This window comes from Allobosea sp. LjRoot9 (assembly GCF_964252745.1).
In the GTDB taxonomy this organism is placed as follows: domain Bacteria; phylum Pseudomonadota; class Alphaproteobacteria; order Rhizobiales; family Beijerinckiaceae; genus Allobosea.
On sequence record NZ_CAXUPC020000001.1, the window covers coordinates 1,769,539 to 1,789,186 of the forward strand.

A 19,648-nucleotide genomic window follows, 5' to 3' on the forward strand; every position below is an offset into this window, starting at 1 on the left:
GGCAGCAAGGTGGAAGCGAAACCACACCCGCGACGGCATACCGTCGCGGGTGTGGGATGGCCGATGCCTCGGCACCGTGATCAGGCCGCGGCCCTGCGATTCACGCCACCCTCGGCAAGCATGGAGAGTCTGCCGTCGGCGGAGAATTCTTCATCGAGGTTCTGCTGCAGCAAAGCAGCGCAATCCGCGCGACCAAGCTGCTTCGCCCATGCCGTCAGCGTGCCGTAGCGCGTGATCTCGTAGTGTTCCACGGCCTGGGCGGCGCCGATGATCGCAGCGTCGAGCACCGGCCCGTTTTTAACATCGCCGGTGAGATCGTCGGCTTCCTCGATGATGCCGTCGATGGCGGGACAGTTGACGGCCTTGGCCTCCGCGCCGTGCTGCTTGAAGACCTGCTCCAGCCGCGCGATATGCCCCTCGGTTTCCCTGCGATGGGTCTCCAGGCTCAGCTTGAGCGCCGGATCAGTCGCCTTCGCGATCATCTTCGGCAGGGATTTGTAGATCGTCTTCTCGGCATAGTAGATGTCTTGAAGCTGATGGACGAAAAGATCGTCCATCGTTTTGATATCTTTGGAAAACAAGCCCATTGAACTCTCCTGTCGCGGGATGTTGCTGTGACAGGCCGGCACCGCCGGGCGGCGATGCGCTTCCCCGGTTTTGGAACGTGCCTGGACGGCGACTGTTCCAACCAAAGCGCTATTCGCTGAAGGAGAACATGACTTTGTCAGTCGGGCCAATGCCTGATGAACTTAGCGGGAACCATGCCGTCATTCCGGGGCAGGCCGCAGGCCTGAGCCCGGAACCCAGAACCGATGCGCTCGATTGTTGAGGCTCGCCATGCGAGCGCATTATGGAGAACCCGCATCGGCTCTGGGTTCCGGGCTCTTCGCTAACGCGAAGCCCCGGAATGACGGCGGTGGTTCAAAATCAAGTCGTCACGCTCTAAGCTCCCGCCATGGACATGATCATCCCTCTCCTGATCGGCATGACCTTGATCTGGCTGATCGGCCGCGGCACGCCCTGGAACGCCAAGCTCGTGACCTTGGCCGTGACGCTCCTCATCATCGTGCTGATCGTCGCGCTTGAGCGCGGCGGCTATTGGCCCCAGGCCTTCCACAGGCGCTGATCGTTCCACAGGCGCTGATGCGGCCATCAACGCCTGTGCGCGCGCCGGCCTAGGCCGCGCCCGTTCAGGAGACGAGCTTCAGGCCGACGATTCCCGCGACGATCAAGCCGATGCAGGCGAGGCGCAACAAGCCCGCCGGCTCGCCCAGGAGGACGATGCCGAGCACGGCAGTGCCAATCGTGCCGACGCCGGTCCAGATCGCATAGGCCGTGCCAAGCGGCAGGCTTTTCAGCGCAAGCCCGAGCAGGCCCAGGCTCACCACCATGCTGGCGAGCGTCAGCACGCTGGGAACCAGCCGCGTGAAGCCTTGCGTGTATTTGAGACCAATCGCCCAGCCGACCTCGAACAGGCCCGCGACGAAGAGATAGAGCCAAGCCACAACGGCGCTCCTTTGCAGAAGGGGCGAGGTCGTCCACGCCTGGTGATGGGAGAGGCTTTCGCCGAGGTCGTCCTCGGCACCGACCTATTCAGCGCCGCGCGCGCTCGCAAGCGCCCGCGTGGGAATGGCGGACAGACCGGCGCGGCATGGCCTGCGCCTCAGGCACCGTCGGGAACCGGTTGAGGCGCCAGGACGCTGCGCAGGATGCGCTGGCACTCGCCGAGCTCGGTCAGGACAGCCGACAGCACCGTCAGATCGTCGAGGCCTTCCGGTGGAACCGGACGCGAATGCTGCGGCGCGAACTCCTGATGCAGCTCGCCGTCCTGCGGATAGGCGGCCATGGCATGAACCGCCCCGGCATCGCCCTGCATCACTGTCGCTGGCGCGGATGCCCGCTCCGGCCCCGGTGGGCCGACCGGCGCGCCGCGGCCGATCGCCTGGACATGGCGCGGCCCCTGCTCCTTGAGGATGCGCTGCAGCCCCTTGATGGTGTAGCCCTCGCCGTAGAGCAGGCGGCGAATGCCCTTCAGCAGCGCGACGTCGTCGGGACGATAATAGCGCCGCCCGCCGCCGCGCTTGAGCGGCTTGATCTGCGTGAAGCGCGTTTCCCAGAACCGCAGCACATGTTGAGGAATGTCGAGGTCTTCTGCGACCTCGCTGATCGTCCGGAAGGCATCTGCGCTCTTGGTGTCCATGTCGGCCTCATCGCCGGTGTGGAACTCCAGGCTCACTCGTCTTCGCCCTCACCCAACTGTCCGTTGATGCGCGCCTTCATCACATTCGAAGGCTTGAACACCATGACTCGACGCGGCTCGATCGGGACTTCAACTCCCGTCTTCGGATTACGCCCGATTCGCTCGCCCTTGTCTCGCACGACGAAGGATCCGAAAGAGGATAACTTGACGTTCTCACCGCGCGCGACCGCGTCACAGATTTCGTCCAGCACCGCCTCGACGAGCTTCGACGACTCCGTCCGCGACAGACCGATCTTCTGATAGACAGCCTCGCACAGATCGGCGCGAGTAACCGTTTGCCCCGCCATTCATATCCTCCAAGGCGTTATGTCGGCCAGCGGGCATGCCGCCTGCCCTTCGCCAATATGGATGGCGGACGCTAGGCGTCCCGGCTGCGCCGGTCAATCCTAGAACACCCGCCAACTCACCCAAATTTTGGAAATTTGTTAGAAAAACCAAGTAAATCCGTCATAATCCGACGGCTTTCCCGCGCCGTGCTTCACCACCGGATCAAGGCAGACCCCCAGGTGAAACCGCCGCCCATGGCCTCGATCAGCACGAGCTGTCCGCGCTTGATGCGGCCATCGTGATGCGCCTCGGCAAGCGCCAGCGGAATCGAGGCGGCCGAGGTGTTGCCATGCCGGTCAACGGTAACGACGACGCGCTCATGGCCGATGCCGAGCTTGTGGGCGGTGGCGTCGATGATGCGACGATTGGCCTGATGCGGCACGAACCAGTCGATATCGGCGCCAGTCAGCCCCGTCTCCTCGAAGGTGTGCCGGACCGTCTCCGCCAGATTGACGACGGCGTGGCGGAAGACCTCCTTGCCCTCCATGCGCAGGAAGCCGACGGTCTTGGTCGAACCCGCGCCGCCATCGACATAAAGCTTGTCCTTGTAGCGGCCATCCGAGCGGATATGGGTCGCCAACACGCCGCGATCGGCGAGCGTGCCCTCGCCGGGGCCTGCCTTCAGCACGACCGCGCCGGCACCGTCGCCGAAGAGGACGCAGGTGGTGCGGTCCTCCCAGTCGAGGATGCGCGAGAAGGTCTCCGCACCGATGACGAGCGCGGCCTTGGCGGCGCCCGTGGTCAGGAACTTGTCGGCCGTCGCGAGCGCGAAGACGAAGCCCGAGCAGACGGCCTGGAGATCGAAGGCGACGCCGCCATTGATGCCGAGCGCGGCCTGGATCTGCGTCGCGGTCGCGGGAAAGGTGTGATCGGGCGTCGCGGTCGCGACGATGATCAGGTCGATCTCGGAGGCGTCCATCCCGGCGTCAGCGAGCGCAGCCTGCGCCGCCTTCAGGGCCAGCGCCGAGGTCGCCTCGTCATCGGCCGCGATATGGCGCTGGCGGATGCCGGTGCGCTGCACGATCCACTCATCGGTCGTGTCGACGCGCTGTGCCAGCTCGGCGTTGGTGACGATGCGTTGTGGCAGATAGGAGCCGCAGCCGCACAGAATGGAGCGCAGAATGGACAAGAAAGCTGTTCCCTATTCGGCGGTGGCAGCCTGCTGCGCCGCCGCCTCCGGCCGCGCAGTCGCGGCCACCATCTCGCGGACCTTCGCCATCAGGTTCTCGCGAGCCATTTCATAGCCCAGTTCGGCCGCGCTGGCGAAGCCAATGGCGTCGGTGCCGCCATGGCTCTTGATGACGATGCCCTCGAGCCCGAGGAAGACGCCGCCATTGACCTTGCGCGGATCCATCTTGTCCCTGAGCGCGGCAAAGGCGCTGCGCGCGAAGAGATAGCCGATCTTGGCCATCAGCGAATGGCTCATCGCCGCGCGCAGATAGGAGGCGATCTGGCGCGCGGTGCCCTCGGCCGTCTTCAGCGCGATATTGCCGGTGAAGCCCTCGGTCACCACGACATCGACCGTGCCCTTGCCGAGATCGTCGCCCTCGACGAAGCCGTGATAGGCCAGATGCGGCAGGTTGCTCTCGCGCAGGATGCGGCCGGCTTCCTTCACCGCCTCGACGCCCTTGATCTCCTCGACGCCGACATTGAGCAGGCCGACCGTCGGGCGGTCGATATCGAAGACGACGCGGGCCATGGCAGCGCCCATCACCGCGAGATCGACGAGGTGGCGGGCATCGGCGCCGATCGTGGCGCCGACATCGAGCACGATGCTCTCACCGCGCACAGTCGGCCACAGGCATGCGATCGCCGGGCGGTCGACCTGCGGCATCGACTTCAGGCAGAATTTCGACATCGCCATCAGCGCGCCGGTGTTGCCGGCCGAGATCGTGACATCGGCCTCACCGGTCTTGGTCGCGTCGATGGCACGCCACATCGAAGATTTGTAGCGGCCATAGCGCAGCGCCTGGCTTGGCTTGTCGTCCATCTTCACCGACACATCGGTGTGGTGGAAGGTGGTGACCGCCTTGAGCCTGGGATGCGCGTCGAGCAACGGCATGACCTGCACCTGGTCGCCGAAGATCACGAAGCGCGCATCGGGACGCCGCTCCAGCGTCAGGGCAGCGCCGGGAATGACCACGGATGGGCCGTGGTCTCCGCCCATCGCATCGAGCGCGATTGTAACCGGACGTGTCATGAGGTGATGGTGGATCCTGGGAGCGGCCGCCCTTCTTCTGGAGGCAGCGCGTTGCGGGCCGGACAATAGCGACTTGAGCCGCCGCTGCAAGCCGCCGCGAAGGCTCCTGCCCGCCTCATTGTTCGCGTTTCAGCTTGGCCAGCACCGCAAAAGGCGATTCGATGCCGGGCTCGGCCGGCGCCGCATCGAAACTCACGCCGGGCTTGCGCGGATAGGGATCGAGCGCCAGCGCCAGGAATTCCAGCGTGACCGCACCCAGATCGATGACGCCGTCGACGATAGGCTCCGGCGGGTCGGCCTCGTTCAGCCTGACCTCGATGTCGATCTCGTCTTCATCGCCGGCATCGCCGCGCCTTGCCGCAATCCGCGCCTCGTCCTGGGGGGCGAAATCGAGCTTCATCGGAACCTTGATCTCGACCGGGAAGGACTCGAGCGTAACCACGCAGATCTGATGCGCCTTCGCCTGGATCGCGCCCTCGAGCTTGACCTTCTCGCCATTGCGCGAAAGCGTGTAATGCGCCTCCAGCGCCTCCAGCGAAGCCAGACCGAGTTCGGCGGCGATGCGAGGCAGCGCCTGCGCCGGAGCGGCGACGGTAACGTTGCCGGGGCGCAGCTTGATGCCCTCGACACGGACGGGATGGCTCAGGGGCAAAATATTCTCCGGATCAGGCGACATGGCTGCGCTCCAGCTGCGCCAGAGCCGGGAACAGCTCGGGCTCGTTCAGGATCGCTTCAAGCGTGCGGGCCGCCAGCCCTGCCTGCACCTGCCTCATATAGTTCGCCAGGATCGCGGCACCCTCGCCCGGGCTCGCATTGCGGCGCAGCGCCTCGGTCAGCGCCTCCGGCTCCGCCGAGACAAGCGCGGCCTCATAGGCCTTGATCCGGCCGAAGAAGCTCTGGGCGATCTTCTTCATCCGCTTGGGTACCGCGATATCGCTGATGCCGCCATTGCGGAAACCGAGTTCGAGATAGGAAAAGCAGGCATCGACGAAATCCTGCGCCAGATCGGCGGCCGGCGCCGGCAATTCGCGCAGGCGGCGCAGCACCAGGAAGGTGTGCAGCGTCAGCGATTCGAAGCGCCCCTCGAATGTGTCGGGAATGCCGCCTTCGATATAGAAGGCCGGCCGCCGCGACGCCTCGGCGACGCGCGCGAACAAGGCGTTCACCGGTGCGAGCCGGGCTTCACGCTTGCCGAATAGGCCGAACATTACGCAGCCATCTCCTTGCGAAGGTCCCAAGCGGGTCCTTGCCTTGCCAAAGCCATGCTCGGGCGTTACGCCAAGCCTTACCCATTTGACAAGCGGCTTGGGCCTTTCGCCCTTGACGCCACGGCCTGGATTTGAGTCCCAATGACCCTCACCAATCGCCGCGCGGCCCTGCTCGGCATCCTTGCGACATCGTCCCTGGCATTGGCGGGCTGCGGCCCGGACGCCGGTGGCTTCATGCTCCCGACCTCTGCGGGCATCAATGAGGAATATACGCGCGGCTTCGTCATGGATGACGCGCTCATCGCCCAGATCAAACAGGGCATGGACGTGCAGGCCGTGCTCACGGCGCTCGGCACGCCCTCGACCACCTCCACGGTCGGCAACCGGACCTTCTACTACATCAGCCAGAGGGTGCGCCGGCGCTTCCAGTTCCAGGATCTGAGCGTGATCGATCAGAAGGTGCTGGCGATCTATTTCAACAAGGCCTTCAAGGTCGAGCGCGTCGCCAATTACGGCCTGCAGGACGGCGTGCCCTTCGACTTCATCAGCCGCACCACCCCGACCGGCGGCGAGGAACAGAGCTTCCTGCGCAACCTCTTCAAGGGCGTCACCAAGTTCACGCCATTCGGTGCGTGACTGTCCAAACGGTCTGACGAAACACAAAACCCGCGGCCCTCGCCGCGGGTTTTTCTTTGAGCGTGGACTCGCTGTGCTCAGGCGCGAACCGCCGGCTTTCGCTCGGGCAGCGTCATCGCGGCGACGCCGAGCACGACAAGGGCGAGCCCCGCCCAGGCTGTCGGGCTCAGGCTCTCGCCGAGGAACAGGATGCCGATGGCGACCCCGACCGGCACGCGCAGATAGGACACGGCCGTGGTCCCGACCGCGCCGAGCGTGCGGATCAGGCGGAAATAGATCGCGAAGGCGAGCGCCGTCGAGAACACCGCAAGCGCAAGCAAGGCGATGAGCGAGGCCTGAGAGGGCGCCAGCGTCCAGGGCCGGTCGACGACAAGTGCGAATGGCAGCAGCACGGCGGCGCCCATCAGCATCGAGCCGGCCGCCGGCAGGAGCGGGTCCATGCCGCCGAAATTCCGGCCAAACAGCGCGGCGCAGGCGTAACATATGGTCGCCAGCACGATCGCCAATTGCGGCACGACGGCGCTGCCCAAACCGGCAAAGGCCTGAACGCCGACGATCAGGCTGATCCCGGCCACGCCTGCCAGAACGCCCAGCGCCTTACGCACGTCCGGACGCTTGCCCGGCGCCAGCGCCAGCCCGATCAGGAAAACGAAGACAGGCGTGGTTCCGTTCAGGATCGCGGCGAGGCCAGCATCGACGCTGCGCTCGGCCCAGGCGATGAGCGTGAAGGGCACGACGCTGTTGAGGCAGGCCTGTACCAGAAAACGCCGCCAGCTCGCGACATCGCGCGGCAGCTTCACACCCCGCCAGCGGATGATCGCGAGCAGGATCGCACCAGCAACCAGCGTGCGCGCCGCGATCAAGGTCAAGGGCGGGATCGTCTCCACGCCGATCTTGATGAAGCTGTAGGAGCCGCCCCAGAGCGTGGCGAGAACCAGCAGCAAAGCGAGCTCGGTGGCGCGGTTCACCTCGGCAGCAGGGGTGGTCAGGGCTTGCGTCGTCATGCCTTGCGTCGTCATGGCTCTCTCCTTGGTTGGAGGGACCATGTCACAGCCGACATCCCGGAACTTGCAGGAACGCTACGGTTAGGACCGTAGCTTCGCAGATTGATTCAGGCAGGCAAGAATTTGATTCAGCCCCTGAATCCAAGCATTTGATATAGCTAGCATATTTTCGCTACGCGGAAGCCGCCTACAAACTCTCGGCGATCCTATCGGGATCTCGCGCAGCATGGAGCACACGCAGGATTTCGAGGTTGATCTCTCCAATCCGATAGAAGATCAGATAATCCCGATGAGGCGCACGCCGAATATTGCGGGCGGCATGGCGTGGCAGGATTGGATACCGCTCGGGTTGCGACACCAGCTTTGTGCAAAATTGCTCAAGCGCGGTCACAAAGCGCAACGCTTCTCGCCGGCTATCGCGAGCAATGTAGTCGCCGATCTCCTGAAGGTCCCGGCGCGCCGTCGGCGTGAACGCAAGCTTCACTCCGGTTTGCCGCTCTCGTCGCTGTAGCGGGCGCGCAACTCGGCAAAGACATCGCCGCCCGCAATCAGGCGGCCGGCATCCGCCTCGACCAAGCCAGCCTCAAGTGCCCGATCGAGCGCCATCAGGCGCTTCTCACGTTCTTCGACAAGGCGCACACCTTCCCGCAGCACTTCGCTCTTCGAATTGTAGCGGCCCGAGGCGACGAGCGTCTCGACGATACCTTCAAGGCGCTGTCCCAGTTCCGCACTGACGGCCATGAAATCCTCCAATGCCTGCTCGCATCCATATCTATTATTGCCGTGAGGCTCATGCAAGCCGCGCGTCACCTCTCTTGGCCACACAATGAAAAACCCCGCGAATCGCTCCGCGGGGTCCATCTCATTGCGCAACATGCAGCCGCTCAGGAATGCGCCAGGATCGCCAGCAGCAGCAATGCGATGATGTTGGTGATCTTGATCGCCGGGTTCACGGCGGGGCCCGCCGTGTCCTTGTAGGGGTCGCCGACGGTGTCGCCGGTCACCGAGGCCTTGTGCGCCTCGGAGCCCTTCATGTGGCGAACGCCGTCCTTGTCGACGAAGCCATCCTCGAAGGACTTCTTGGCGTTGTCCCAGGCGCCGCCGCCCGAGGTCATCGAGATGGCGACGAAAATGCCGGTGACGATAACGCCCATCAGCATGGCGCCGACGGCGGCAAAGGCCTGGTTCTTGTCGGCGATGGTTCTGATCGCGAAGAAGGTCACGATCGGCGCCAGCACAGGCAGCAGCGAGGGCACGATCATCTCCCTGATCGCGGCCTTGGTCAGCAGGTCGACGGCCCGCGCATAATCTGGCCGCTCGGTGCCGTCCATGATGCCGGGCTTCTCCTTGAACTGACGCCTGACCTCCTCGACCACCGAGCCGGCGGCGCGGCCGACCGCGGTCATGCCCATGCCGGCGAAGAGGAAGGGGATCAGGCCGCCGAGCAGCAGGCCGACGACGACATAGGGGTTCGACAGCGAGAAATCGACGGTGACGCCCTTGAAGTACTGGAACGTCGTCGAACCCGCCTTGTTGGCCTCTCCGATGAAGAAGTTGAGATCGGAGGTATAGGCGGCAAACAGCACCAGGGCACCGAGGCCGGCGGAGCCGATCGCATAACCCTTGGTGATCGCCTTGGTGGTGTTGCCGACAGCGTCGAGCGCGTCGGTGGAGTGGCGCACCTCCTTGGGCAGGCCCGCCATTTCGGCGATGCCGCCGGCATTGTCGGTGACCGGGCCGAAGGCGTCGAGCGCCACGACCACGCCCGCCAGGGCCAGCATGGCCGTGGTGGCGATGGCGATGCCGAACAGGCCGGCCAGGCCATAGGCGACGATGATGCCGGCGATGATCACGATGGTCGGCAGCGCGGTCGATTCCAAGGAGACCGCAAGGCCCTGGATGACGTTGGTGCCGTGGCCGGTAACCGAGGCCTGCGCGATCGAGACGACCGGGCGCTTGCCGGTACCGGTGTAGTATTCGGTGATGACGACGATGAGCAGCGTCACGGCCAGCCCGACCAGCGCGCAGCCGAAGAGGCCGCCCGAGGTGAAGGTGACGCCCTGCACCGTGGTGAACGAGGCCGAGAAGCCGCCGAACATCAGGTAGTTGACCGCCGCAATCGCGCCGATCGAGAGCACGCCGGCCGCGATGAAGCCCTTGTAGAGCGCCCCCATGATCGACTGGTTGGCGCCGAGCTTGACGAAGAAGGTGCCGATGATCGAGGTGACGATGCAGGATGCGCCGATCGCCATCGGATAGAGCATCATGGTGCCCAGCGTGGCCTGGCCGGCGAAGAAGATGGCGGCGAGAACCATGGTGGCAACCAGCGTCACCGCATAGGTCTCGAACAGGTCCGCTGCCATACCGGCGCAGTCGCCGACATTGTCGCCGACATTGTCGGCAATGGTGGCGGGGTTGCGCGGATCGTCCTCGGGGATTCCGGCCTCGACCTTGCCGACGAGGTCGGCGCCGACATCGGCGCCCTTGGTGAAGATGCCGCCGCCGAGACGGGCGAAGATCGAGATCAGCGAGGCGCCGAAACCGAGCGCGACGAGCGAGTCGATGACGGTGCGGCTCGATGGGGTGAAACCGAGGAACGAGGTCAGGACGCCGTAATAGACCGCGACGCCGAGCAGCGCGAGACCCGCCACCAGCATGCCGGTGACAGCGCCCGCCTTGAAGGCGACGTCGAGGCCGTCGCCCAGCGACTGCATCGCCGCCTGCGCCGTGCGGACATTGGCCCGGACCGAGACGTTCATGCCGATGAAGCCGGCTAGGCCCGAGAGCACCGCGCCGATCAGGAAGCCGATCGCGACCCATTGTCCGAGCAGATAGGCCAGCGCCGCGAAGAGCACGACGCCGACGAGCGCGATGGTCATGTATTGGCGCTTGAGATAGGCCTGCGCGCCCTCGGCCACCGCAGCGGAAATCTCCTGCATGCGCTGGTTGCCGGCGTCGCGCTTCATCACGTCGCCATAGGCCCAGACGCCATATGCGATCGACAGCGCACTTAAGACTATGATTGTAAGCAGAGCTGACATTGGTTTCCTGACCTTGAGCTTCTCGACCCGCGGAGAGGCTTTGCGCTCCCCTTAACGTTCTTGGACGCCTGACTCATGAAAATGCGAGGCCTAAGGACTCAGGCCCCGCATGGGTCTCGCCAGTGTCAGTCGAATTTGTGCCAAGTTTCCAACAGAATCGCAAACCCTGTGATTGCGTTTTGGTCCAGTTCGAAAGCTTGCCGACGCGTGAGCAGGAGCAGGTCCGGAGAAAGGCAGAAAGCCGAAGCCGGTCTTGGCTCCGGCGATGGGCCAAAACCCGCTCCATGGCGGCTCTCGGCGCACAAGCAGTTTCCGATCCAATTGGATCGTTCAACCGCTCCAGCTCGTTGTTTTAACGCGCTTTCTCCGCGCAAACGCTTCGCGTTTGTCGCGAGGGAACCGGTGTCCGCTTCGCTCGAAAACGCTCTGGTCGTTCACATGCGCTCGCCGGGCAATCGGCTGGCCTGCTTCACCCAATCGACGAGCTGAGCCTCATCGAGCTGGTCGCCCTCCCGGATGTCGAGATAGCGCGTGTCCTGGCTCTTGGACGCTCCAGGCGGAACAGGATGCAGCGCCGCCCCGCGGAAGAAAGCCACCTTGACGTATTTCGTGAAGCAATGGACGCCGAGGAACCAGCCCTGCCCCTCAACTCCGTATAGTGGCGAGTTCCATTTCACCGCCTTGCGCAGATCGGGAACGGTACGGGCGATCAGCACGTCGAGGCGGTGTCCGATATCGCGCTTCCAGCCCGGCATGGCGGCGATATAGGCCTGGACGGGAGCATCGCCCTCACCCTTCGCGATCTGAGGGTTACCGCCCGCCAGCAGGGGTGTTTTGCCGATTGTCGCCGACTGCCCGGACGCCTTGCTCGACATCACATCAACTCCGCTGATCTCGCCCCGCTCGGCAAGTCAGTCCGATCGTCCGAGGTTCAGGATATCCCACCCTGATCGAGCGAGCAGCCATCTTCCGAAAAGGTCATCGAACGGTCGTTGCGCCCTTCCCCCCGGGGGGCGGAACCCGTCATAGCGCGACGTCGCGATTGACGTTCTTGTAGAGCAGATAGCAGGCGTCGCCGAAGCCCGCCGGGTAGAATTGCTGCGGGCAGTAACCGCCCATCCAGATGAAATCCTGCGCCCAGATCTCGTGCCACTCCGTGCCGAGGAAATAGAGCCCCTGCCCCTCCAGCATGTAGAGCCCGTGCTCCATCACATGGGTTTCGACATCGGGGAAGCATGTGCCCGGCTTGAACCACATCAGGTTCATCTCGAAGTCGAAGCGCATATCGCCATAGGGCAGCAGGAACTGGAAGCCGCGCCCCTGAAGCCCGGTATGATTGGTGACCGGCACGGCGTCGCGATGCGAGATGATCGGCTCCGGCGCCGGCAGGTCGATCGCCTCGTAGCGCTTGCGCAAGGCCAGCACGCGCGCCGGCTCCGGCCCCTCATTGCGCAACGAGAAGGCCATGCCGGCCGGGACATAGGCGAAGCCGCCCGAGGTCAAGGCCTGGGCGGGCCCGCCAGCGACCGCAAACCGCACCTGCCCGGACAGGACATAGTAGAAATGCTGGATACCGTCCTCGCGGAAGGGCTGGCGCGTGCCGCCGCCGGGCTCGATCTCCAGCACATATTGCGCGAAGCGCGCGCCCATGACGGGAGCGGTCAGGATGCGGCCGATGGTGCGCTCGAATTGCGGCAGGCGGCTGACCAGCACGCCCTCGGGCGGCATGAAGGCATAGTTCGGGCGGACCACGCCGCGATTATGGCCAATCGCTCCGGGAGGAATATGACCGGCGGCGACGGGAAACTGGTGGGGACGCATCATTCTTCTCCAAATCGACAGCCGTCGCGCAGCTGCAAGGATCAGACTCGCAAGGATCTGGCCGGCAAGGATCAGGCCGGCATAGCCCGGCGCGACAGCCCCTGCCAGGCGACCAGCACCAGCGCGATCGCGACCGGCGGGAAGACGAGCCAGTTGACGCTGTCCCAGCCGCCGGCGTTGAGCAGGCCGCCCGACGAGAAGGAGGCGATGGCGACCGAACCGAAGACCAGGAAGTCGTTGGCAGCCTGGACCTTCACCCGCTCCTCCGGCCGGTAGCAGTCGGTGACCAGCGCAGTCGCTCCGATGAAGCCGAAATTCCAGCCGAGGCCAAGCAGGACCAGCGCGCCCCAGAAATGCGCGACGCTCAGGCCGGTCAGGCCGACGATCGCGGCCAGCGCCGTCAGCAGGAGCCCGATCGCCGTGATCTTCTCCTTGCCGAAACGGGCGATCAGCCTGCCGGTGAAGAAGCTCGGCCCGAACATCGAAAGCACATGCCACTGGATGCCGAGCGCGGCATCGCCAACCGAGTGGCCGCAGGCGACCATGGCGAGCGGCGCCGCCGTCATGACGAAGCTCATCAGGCCGTAGGCGACAAGCGCAGCGGTGACCGAGGCGATGAAGCGCGGCTGGCGCATGATCTCACCGAGCGGGCGGCCACCGGTCTTGGCGGTAGCTGCGACCGGCGGCGCGCGCAGCCGCATCACCACCAGCATGGCGATCAGCGCCAGGCAGCCTTGCGCCAGGAAACTTGCGGCGAAGGGCGCTGATGGCGTCAGATCGCGCGTCCAGTAAACCGATTGCGGGCCGATGACGCCCGCCGCGATGCCGCCGACCATCACCCAGGAGATGGCGCGCGGCTTGAAGCTCTCGCTCGCCGTGTCGGCGGCGGCGAAGCGGTAGCTCTGGACGAAGGAGCCGTAGAGGCCGCAGGTGAAGGTGCCGAGGCAGAACAGCCAGAACAGGCGCTCGGTCGCCCCCGCAGCTGCAAGGCTTCCGCCCGCCGCACCGATCAGCGTGCCGATGAGGTAACCGCCGCGCCGGCCGAGCCGGCGCATCAGCATGGCGGCTGGAATGACCCCGGTGGCGATGCCGAGCTGCAGCAGGCTGACCGGCACTGTAGCGAAGGTCTTGTCGGCGACGAGGCTTGCCCCGACGATACCGCCCAGCGAGATCACGATCGCCGGATTGGCGCCACCGAGCGCCTGCGCACAGGCAAGCACGAGGGTATTGCGCTTGGCGAGAGCGTCGCCGTCACTGAGTGGAACGTGCTGGTTCATCGATGCGCCGCCCTAGCCATGGCAGCGCTTGCAACGGCCGCCTTTTAAAAATGAGCGAAGGAGCCCTGCGCGAAGCTTCGCGCCCTGCCCTTTTCGCGATAGTTCACCGCGCCTTCGTCCGTCACCCGACCGATCGCGACGAGCGTGACGCCCGCAGCCTCCGCCGCAACGATCAGGGAAAGATATTCTCTTTCAGATGCCGTGCAGAGAATTTCGTAATCGTCCCCGCCCGTCCACGCCAGTTCCACCAGAGCGGGATCGGCCATGATCGCGGCGCGGGCCGCAGCCGAGAGCGGGACCGTGTCGAGATCGATCTCGGCGCCTGCTTTCGAGGCTTTGAGCAGCTTGGCAAGGTCGCCGACGAGCCCATCGGACACATCCATCGCGGCCGAAGCATGGAGCTGCAGCGCTGCGGCCAACGCCAGTCTCGGTTGCGGATGCAGATAGCGGTCGGCGAGGAAAAGGCGATGCTTCTCGCTGAGGCGGGCAACCCAAGCTGGCTTGCCCGGCCCATGCGCCTGAAGCCCGAGCGCCCCGTCACCGATCGTGCCGGAGACCAGGATGACGTCGCCCGGCTTGGCGCCCGAGCGCGGCACCATCCGGCCGGCCGGAACGCTGCCGAAGGCTGTGATCGAGAGGATCAAGGGTCCAGGCGTCGAGACGGTGTCCCCGCCGATGAGCGGGCAAGCCCCCTCTCCCGCGATGCGTGCGAGCCCCTGCGCGAAGTCCGCGAGCCAGGCTTCGGTCCAGCCATGCGGCAAAGCCAGGCTCAGCACGAAGCCCTCGGGCCTGGCGCCCTTGGCTGCGAGGTCGGAGAGGTTCACCGCGAGCGCCTTGCGCGCGATCGAGGCCGCGGGGTCGTCGGCGAAGAAATGCACGCCGGCGACCAGCGCGTCGGTCGTCACCACCGTCTCATAGCCGCGCGCCGGCCTGAGCAATCCGGCGTCATCGACGAGACCGAGCCCGCCCGCTCCTGCGATGGGGGCGAAATAGCGGGCGATCAACTCGAATTCGCCGGGGCGTTCGGGAGCGCCGGCCATTGCGAGCTCAGGCCGTCGCCGCGTCGAATTCGTCGGCGCGGAAGTCACGGGCCATCTTGTCGAGCACGGCATTGATCATGCCGATCTCCTCGCCCTCATAGAAGGCGCGCGCGACAGCGACATATTCCGAGATCACGGCGCGCGCCGGCACATCCTTGCGGAAGGCGAGCTCATAGGCGCCGGCGCGCAGCACGGCGCGCACCACCGCCTCGACGCGCTTCAGCGGCCAACCGGAGGCGAGCACCTCGTCGACCGAGCGATCGACCAAACGCTGCTCGCGAACCACACCGCCGAGCAGATCGCGGAAGAAAGCGAGCTCAGCCTTGGGCAGTTCGATCTCCTCGACCTCCTTGCCGATCCAGAAAGCCTCGAACTCGGCCATGGCCTCGATCACGCCGCGCCCGCCGATCTCCATCTCGTAGAGCGCCTGCACGACGGAAAGCCGCGCGCCGCGTCGCATCTCGGCCCGGCTCATTTGGATTGCTCCGCCAGGGAGCGCTTGTAGCGCAGCACCGCGAGCGCCGCTTCAGCCGCGCCGCCGCCCTTGTCCATCTCGGAGCGGTTGGCGCGCGCCCAGGCCTGCGCCTCGTTCTCGACGGTCAGGATGCCGTTGCCGAGCGGCAGAGCGAAGGCCACGGAGATGTCCATCAAAGCGCGCGAGCTTTCGCCGGCGACGATGTCGTAATGGCCGGTCTCGCCGCGAATGACGGTGCCCAGCGCCACGACCGCCTCATAGGGGTCGACGGCCTCATCAGCAGCGCGCAGGCCGATGATGATGGCGGACGGAATTTCGAGCGCGCCCGGTACGGTGACGACGTCGACGCGGCAATCGGCCTTGTCGAGCACGGCAAGGGCGCCTTCGAGCAATTCGTCGGCGAGCTTGTCGTAGAAGCGCGCCTCGATCACGAGCACGCGCGCGCCGTCCAGCGAGACGGCAGGAGTTGCGGCCTTGTCGGCCGAGATTTGCCGGGGTCCGGCCATGGTTCTTTATCCTCTTGAAGGCGAAGAGCGCCTGGCGCGAAAAGCCCAAAGCACTCACAGCCCTCAACCTGAGGAGCCGTTTCGTCAGAAATGGCGTCTCGAAGGATGGTCCAGTGCGCTCTGGAGCATCCTTCGAGACGCCGCTGCGCGGCTCCTCAGGATGAGGGCTGTGTTGAGACCGGCTCTTAGCCCTGCGGGCGCGCCTCCGCAAGCCGCGCGGCATAGCGCGCCATCAGATCGACCTCGAGATGGATCGGATCGCCCGCCTTGCGCTGCCCCCAGGTGGTGACGCTGAAGGAGTGCGGAATCAGCAGCACGGTGAAGACATCGTCCTCGACGCTGTTGACGGTGAGCGAGGTGCCGTCGAGGCAGATCGAGCCCTTGGTGGCGATGAAGGGGGCGAGCCCTTGCGGCGCGCGGATATGGAAACGCGCGGTCGCGCCCCATTGTTCGTCGGGGTTCGCCTCGATCGGATCGATCTTCAGGATCGTGGCGACACCATCGACATGGCCGGTGACGAGGTGGCCGCCGAGCTCGTCGCCGACCTTGAGCGAGCGTTCGAGATTGATCCGCGTGCCGGGTGCCCAGTCGCCGACCAGCGTCTTGGAGAGCGTCTCCGCCGCCGCCTCGACCTGGAAGATGCAGCCGGGCTCGCCGTCGCTGCGCGGCCGCAGGCCTGTAACCGTCAGGCAGACGCCGGCACAGGCGATCGAAGCACCGATCTCGATGCCGGCGGCGTCATAGGGGCTGGCAATGGCAAGCCGCTTCAGGCTGGGGCCCTTGGCCTCAGCTTCCACAACGGTGCCGATGGCGGTGACGATGCCGGTGAACATCAGGCTGTCCTCACAAAATGCTCGAAATGGTCGTGGCCGATCAGGCCGCTATCGGCAAGGCGGTAGAGATCGGGATCAGCCAGCATCGCCGCAAGCCCCGGACGCACGGCAACGATGCCGGGGTGGCCCAGCACTTTCGGAGATGTTGAGACAATGACCTCATCGGCGAAACCGGCAAGGGCGAGTTTCTCGCCGATGGTCGGCCCGCCTTCGGAAAAGACGCGGTTGATGCCGCGCGCTCCCAGCAGTTGGAGCATCTCCGTCAGATCGAGATGGCCATCCGCACCGGCAGAGACGCGCATGACCTCGACGCCGGCAGCGACCAGCGCCCGCTCACGCTCGATAGGGGCAGCCTCGGTCGCCACGACCCAGACCGGCACTTCGCCCACTGTGGCAACGAGCTGGGACGACAGCGGCAGCCGAAGCTGCGAATCCAGCACGACCCTGATCGGTGAGCGTCCGGCCATGCCGGGCAGGCGCACGGTCAGCAGGGGATCGTCGATGAGCACCGAGCCGATGCCGAGCATGATCGCGTCGTAATGCGCCCGCTGGAGATGGACCCAGGCCGACGCCGCAGGACAGGACACGGCGATACGCGCCCCCTCCGCCCCGCCGGCATAGCCATCCCTGGTACGGGCGACCTTGAACGTCACCATGGGGCGTCCTTGCGTCACCCGCAGCACATAGCCGCGATGGGTCCGTTGAGCCTCGGCCTCCAACACGCACGTGGTGACGCTGATGCCCGCTGTCCGCAGCAATGCGAAACCGAGCCCGCGAAAACGTGGATTGGGATCGGCCATGGCCGCCACGACACGCTTCACGCCGGCCAGGATCGTCCTTTCGACGCAAGGCGTCGCGGCGCGGATGGTGCGGTGTGAACAGGGCTCGAGCGTGACATAGAGCGTGCCGCCCGCCGCGGCGTTCGGTCCGGCGCGGTCGAAGGCGTTCGCCTCGCCATGCGGCCGGCCGCCAGGCTGAGTATGGCCGCGGGCCACGATCACGGGACCATCAGCAGTGTCCTGCGTGACGATGGCGCCGACGCAAGGATTGGTTGATGTCGTGCCCTGTCCGCGCGCGCCGAAATCCAGCGCCTGGCGCATGAAGGCGCGGTCGATCGCAGCCTGCTCAGTCATCGTTGCGGGCAGGCGGCGGCGCGCTCGCGCCGTCCTCGTCATCGGCGCTGAGCTGGCCCAGGATTTCCTCGAAATCGCGGGCTTCGCGGAAATTGCGGTAGACCGAGGCGAAGCGGACATAGGCGACGTCGTCGAGCGATTTCAGCCCTTCCATCACCAATTCGCCGACGGTTGAGCTCGGAATCTCGCCCTCGCCGGAGCTTTCGAGCTGGCGCACGATGCCGTTGACCATGCGCTCGATCCGCTCCGGCGCGACCGGGCGCTTGCGCAGCGCGACCTCGATCGAGGTCTGCAATTTGTCGCGGTCGAAGGCGGTGCGCCGGCCCGAGCGCTTGACCACGACGAGCTCGCGCAGCTGCACGCGTTCGAAGGTGGTGAAGCGGCCGCCGCAATCGGGACAAACGCGACGACGACGGATCGAGGCGTGATCGTCGGTTGGACGGGAGTCCTTCACCTGCGTGTCGAGAGAGCCGCAATAGGGACAGCGCATAGCGGCCTCTTTCTTTCGTCAGTCCTAGAGCACGTGCCGATCAGGTCGATCCGACCTGATCGGATCCGGCTCTTGCGCTGCCTCAATAGATCGGGAAGCGCGCCGTCAGCTCGTGCGCCTTGGCCTTGACGGCCTCTTCAACCGCGCCGTTGCCGGCTTCGCCATTGACGGCCAGGCCATCCAGCACCTCCGCGATCAATTCGCCGACCTTCTTGAATTCGGCGACACCGAAGCCGCGTGAGGTCGCAGCCGGCGTGCCCAGGCGAATGCCCGAGGTCACCATCGGCTTCTCCGGATCGAAGGGGATGCCGTTCTTGTTGCAGGTGATGTGGGCGCGGCCGAGAGCGGCCTCGGCCGCCTTGCCGGTGACCTTCTTGGAGCGCAGATCGACCAGCATCAGATGGTTGTCGGTGCCGCCGGTGACGAGGTCGAAGCCCTTGCTCTTGAGCGTCTCGGCCAGCGCCTTGGCATTGGCGACGACGGCGCGGGCGTAGATCTTGAACTCGGGCTGCAGCGCCTCCTGGAAGGAGACCGCCTTGGCGGCGATGACATGCATCAAGGGCCCGCCCTGGATGCCGGGGAAGACGGCCGAGTTGATCTTCTTGGCGATCGCCTCGTCATTGGTCAGCACCATGCCGCCGCGCGGGCCGCGCAGCGTCTTGTGCGTGGTGGTGGTGACGACATGGGCGTGCGGGAACGGCGAGGGATGCGCGCCGCCTGCGACAAGCCCGGCGAAATGGGCGATATCGACCATGAAATAGGCGCCGACCTTGTCGGCGATCTCGCGGAAGCGGGCGAAGTCCCAATGCCGGGCATAGGCCGAGCCGCCGGCGACGATCAGCTTCGGCTTGTTCTCGACGGCGAGGCGCTCCATCGCATCGTAATCGATGGTCTGGTCGACGACGCAGACGCCATAGGGCACGACCTTGAACCATTTGCCGGACTGGTTGACCGGCGCGCCATGGGTCAGGTGACCGCCGGCGGCGAGATCGAGCCCCATGAAGGTGTCGCCGGGCTGCAGCAGCGCCATGAACACGGCCTGGTTGGCCTGGCTGCCGGAGTTGGGCTGGACATTGGCGAACCCACAATCGAACAGCCGGCAGGCGCGCTCGATCGCGAGCTTCTCGGCGATGTCGACGAACTGGCAGCCGCCATAATAGCGCCGGCCGACATAGCCCTCGGCGTATTTGTTGGTCATCACCGAGCCCTGCGCCTCCAGCACGGCGCGCGAGACGATGTTCTCCGAGGCGATCAGCTCGATCTCGTCGCGCTGGCGACCGAGTTCGAGCTCGATGGCGCGGGCGATCTCGGGGTCGCTATCGGCCAGCGAGGCGGCGAAGAAGGAGTTCGAGAGATGCTTGTCGCTCGCGGCTTCGGTCATATCCGGCTCCTGCTGT

Annotated in this window: 24 protein-coding genes; 2 read left to right on the forward strand and 22 right to left on the reverse strand. The window is 65.5% G+C overall.

The genetic code is table 11. The annotated features are described in order from the left end of the window. Positions 1-80: 80 nt before the first annotated feature. The gene (locus tag ACSQ3P_RS08240; RefSeq protein WP_436165074.1) at positions 81-587 is read right to left on the reverse strand and encodes a ferritin-like domain-containing protein; all 507 of its coding nucleotides are present in this window, start codon (positions 585-587) and stop codon (positions 81-83) included. Between the two features lie 368 nt (positions 588-955). Between ACSQ3P_RS08240 and ACSQ3P_RS08245 the strand changes: the two genes are divergently transcribed. Next, positions 956-1,126: a hypothetical protein gene (locus ACSQ3P_RS08245; protein WP_175525386.1), complete on the forward strand. Its 171-nt coding sequence runs from the start codon at positions 956-958 to the stop codon at positions 1,124-1,126. Positions 1,127-1,190: 64 nt separating this feature from the next. On the opposite strand, the gene sugE is transcribed toward ACSQ3P_RS08245, so the two are convergent. The 7 genes from sugE to ACSQ3P_RS08280 form a co-directional block, all read right to left on the reverse strand. Next, a complete protein-coding gene (gene sugE / locus ACSQ3P_RS08250; RefSeq protein ID WP_436165075.1) occupies positions 1,191-1,505 on the reverse strand; it encodes a quaternary ammonium compound efflux SMR transporter SugE in 315 nt (104 codons plus the stop codon). Positions 1,506-1,663: 158 nt separating this feature from the next. After that, positions 1,664-2,200, reverse strand: a complete 537-nt coding sequence (locus ACSQ3P_RS08255; RefSeq protein WP_436165184.1) for a MerR family transcriptional regulator — start codon at positions 2,198-2,200, stop codon at positions 1,664-1,666. Between the two features lie 32 nt (positions 2,201-2,232). Continuing rightward, entirely contained in the window at positions 2,233-2,547 is a 315-nt protein-coding gene (locus ACSQ3P_RS08260) for an integration host factor subunit alpha (RefSeq protein WP_069691132.1), read from the reverse strand. Positions 2,548-2,738: 191 nt separating this feature from the next. Further along, positions 2,739-3,716 (reverse strand): beta-ketoacyl-ACP synthase III, encoded by a 978-nt coding sequence (locus ACSQ3P_RS08265; protein WP_436165076.1) that lies wholly within the window; start codon positions 3,714-3,716, stop codon positions 2,739-2,741. Positions 3,717-3,728: 12 nt separating this feature from the next. After that, positions 3,729-4,787, reverse strand: coding sequence for a phosphate acyltransferase PlsX (gene plsX / locus ACSQ3P_RS08270; protein ID WP_436165077.1), 1,059 nt, complete (start codon positions 4,785-4,787; stop codon positions 3,729-3,731). Positions 4,788-4,902: 115 nt separating this feature from the next. Then, the gene (locus tag ACSQ3P_RS08275) at positions 4,903-5,463 is read right to left on the reverse strand and encodes a YceD family protein (protein ID WP_436165078.1); all 561 of its coding nucleotides are present in this window, start codon (positions 5,461-5,463) and stop codon (positions 4,903-4,905) included. After that, entirely contained in the window at positions 5,453-5,995 is a 543-nt protein-coding gene (locus ACSQ3P_RS08280; protein WP_436165079.1) for a ubiquinol-cytochrome C chaperone family protein, read from the reverse strand. The genes ACSQ3P_RS08275 and ACSQ3P_RS08280 overlap by 11 nt, the downstream gene beginning before the upstream one ends. Before the next feature lie 141 nt (positions 5,996-6,136). On the opposite strand from ACSQ3P_RS08280, the gene ACSQ3P_RS08285 reads away from it, so the two are divergent. Continuing rightward, entirely contained in the window at positions 6,137-6,631 is a 495-nt protein-coding gene (locus ACSQ3P_RS08285; protein ID WP_436165080.1) for an outer membrane protein assembly factor BamE, read from the forward strand. Positions 6,632-6,708: 77 nt separating this feature from the next. On the opposite strand, the gene ACSQ3P_RS08290 is transcribed toward ACSQ3P_RS08285, so the two are convergent. The 14 genes from ACSQ3P_RS08290 to glyA all read right to left on the reverse strand — a co-directional run bounded on the left by ACSQ3P_RS08290 (position 6,709) and on the right by glyA (position 19,632). Further along, a complete protein-coding gene (locus tag ACSQ3P_RS08290; protein WP_436165081.1) occupies positions 6,709-7,650 on the reverse strand; it encodes a DMT family transporter in 942 nt (313 codons plus the stop codon). Positions 7,651-7,822: 172 nt separating this feature from the next. Continuing rightward, positions 7,823-8,119, reverse strand: coding sequence for a type II toxin-antitoxin system RelE/ParE family toxin (locus ACSQ3P_RS08295; RefSeq protein ID WP_436165082.1), 297 nt, complete (start codon positions 8,117-8,119; stop codon positions 7,823-7,825). Continuing rightward, positions 8,116-8,376, reverse strand: coding sequence for a type II toxin-antitoxin system ParD family antitoxin (locus tag ACSQ3P_RS08300; protein WP_436165083.1), 261 nt, complete (start codon positions 8,374-8,376; stop codon positions 8,116-8,118). The genes ACSQ3P_RS08295 and ACSQ3P_RS08300 overlap by 4 nt, the downstream gene beginning before the upstream one ends. 143 nt (positions 8,377-8,519) lie before the next feature. Next, positions 8,520-10,676 (reverse strand): sodium-translocating pyrophosphatase, encoded by a 2,157-nt coding sequence (locus ACSQ3P_RS08305; protein ID WP_436165084.1) that lies wholly within the window; start codon positions 10,674-10,676, stop codon positions 8,520-8,522. A gap of 434 nt (positions 10,677-11,110) precedes the next feature. After that, a complete protein-coding gene (locus tag ACSQ3P_RS08310; protein WP_436165085.1) occupies positions 11,111-11,551 on the reverse strand; it encodes a DUF1801 domain-containing protein in 441 nt (146 codons plus the stop codon). A 148-nt stretch (positions 11,552-11,699) separates the two neighbouring features. Further along, positions 11,700-12,497: a (S)-ureidoglycine aminohydrolase gene (gene allE, locus ACSQ3P_RS08315; protein WP_436165086.1), complete on the reverse strand. Its 798-nt coding sequence runs from the start codon at positions 12,495-12,497 to the stop codon at positions 11,700-11,702. A 71-nt stretch (positions 12,498-12,568) separates the two neighbouring features. Next, complete coding sequence (locus ACSQ3P_RS08320) at positions 12,569-13,774, reverse strand: MFS transporter (RefSeq protein WP_436165087.1); 1,206 nt, start codon at positions 13,772-13,774, stop codon at positions 12,569-12,571. A gap of 44 nt (positions 13,775-13,818) precedes the next feature. Then, on the reverse strand, positions 13,819-14,814 hold the full coding sequence (gene thiL, locus ACSQ3P_RS08325; protein ID WP_436165088.1) for a thiamine-phosphate kinase: 996 nt from the start codon (positions 14,812-14,814) through the stop codon (positions 13,819-13,821). 7 nt (positions 14,815-14,821) lie between these two features. After that, positions 14,822-15,289, reverse strand: a complete 468-nt coding sequence (gene nusB / locus ACSQ3P_RS08330) for a transcription antitermination factor NusB (RefSeq protein WP_436165089.1) — start codon at positions 15,287-15,289, stop codon at positions 14,822-14,824. Beyond that, positions 15,286-15,795 (reverse strand): 6,7-dimethyl-8-ribityllumazine synthase, encoded by a 510-nt coding sequence (ribH, locus tag ACSQ3P_RS08335; RefSeq protein WP_092164617.1) that lies wholly within the window; start codon positions 15,793-15,795, stop codon positions 15,286-15,288. Before ribH ends, nusB begins: the two co-directional genes overlap by 4 nt. Positions 15,796-15,980: 185 nt before the next feature. Continuing rightward, positions 15,981-16,628 (reverse strand): riboflavin synthase, encoded by a 648-nt coding sequence (locus tag ACSQ3P_RS08340; protein WP_436165090.1) that lies wholly within the window; start codon positions 16,626-16,628, stop codon positions 15,981-15,983. Continuing rightward, positions 16,628-17,761 (reverse strand): bifunctional diaminohydroxyphosphoribosylaminopyrimidine deaminase/5-amino-6-(5-phosphoribosylamino)uracil reductase RibD, encoded by a 1,134-nt coding sequence (gene ribD, locus ACSQ3P_RS08345; RefSeq protein ID WP_436165091.1) that lies wholly within the window; start codon positions 17,759-17,761, stop codon positions 16,628-16,630. The genes ACSQ3P_RS08340 and ribD overlap by 1 nt, the downstream gene beginning before the upstream one ends. Continuing rightward, entirely contained in the window at positions 17,754-18,251 is a 498-nt protein-coding gene (nrdR, locus tag ACSQ3P_RS08350) for a transcriptional regulator NrdR (RefSeq protein WP_069691116.1), read from the reverse strand. The genes ribD and nrdR overlap by 8 nt, the downstream gene beginning before the upstream one ends. A gap of 82 nt (positions 18,252-18,333) precedes the next feature. Then, a complete protein-coding gene (gene glyA / locus ACSQ3P_RS08355) occupies positions 18,334-19,632 on the reverse strand; it encodes a serine hydroxymethyltransferase (RefSeq protein ID WP_436165092.1) in 1,299 nt (432 codons plus the stop codon). Between the last annotated feature and the right edge of the window lie 16 nt (positions 19,633-19,648).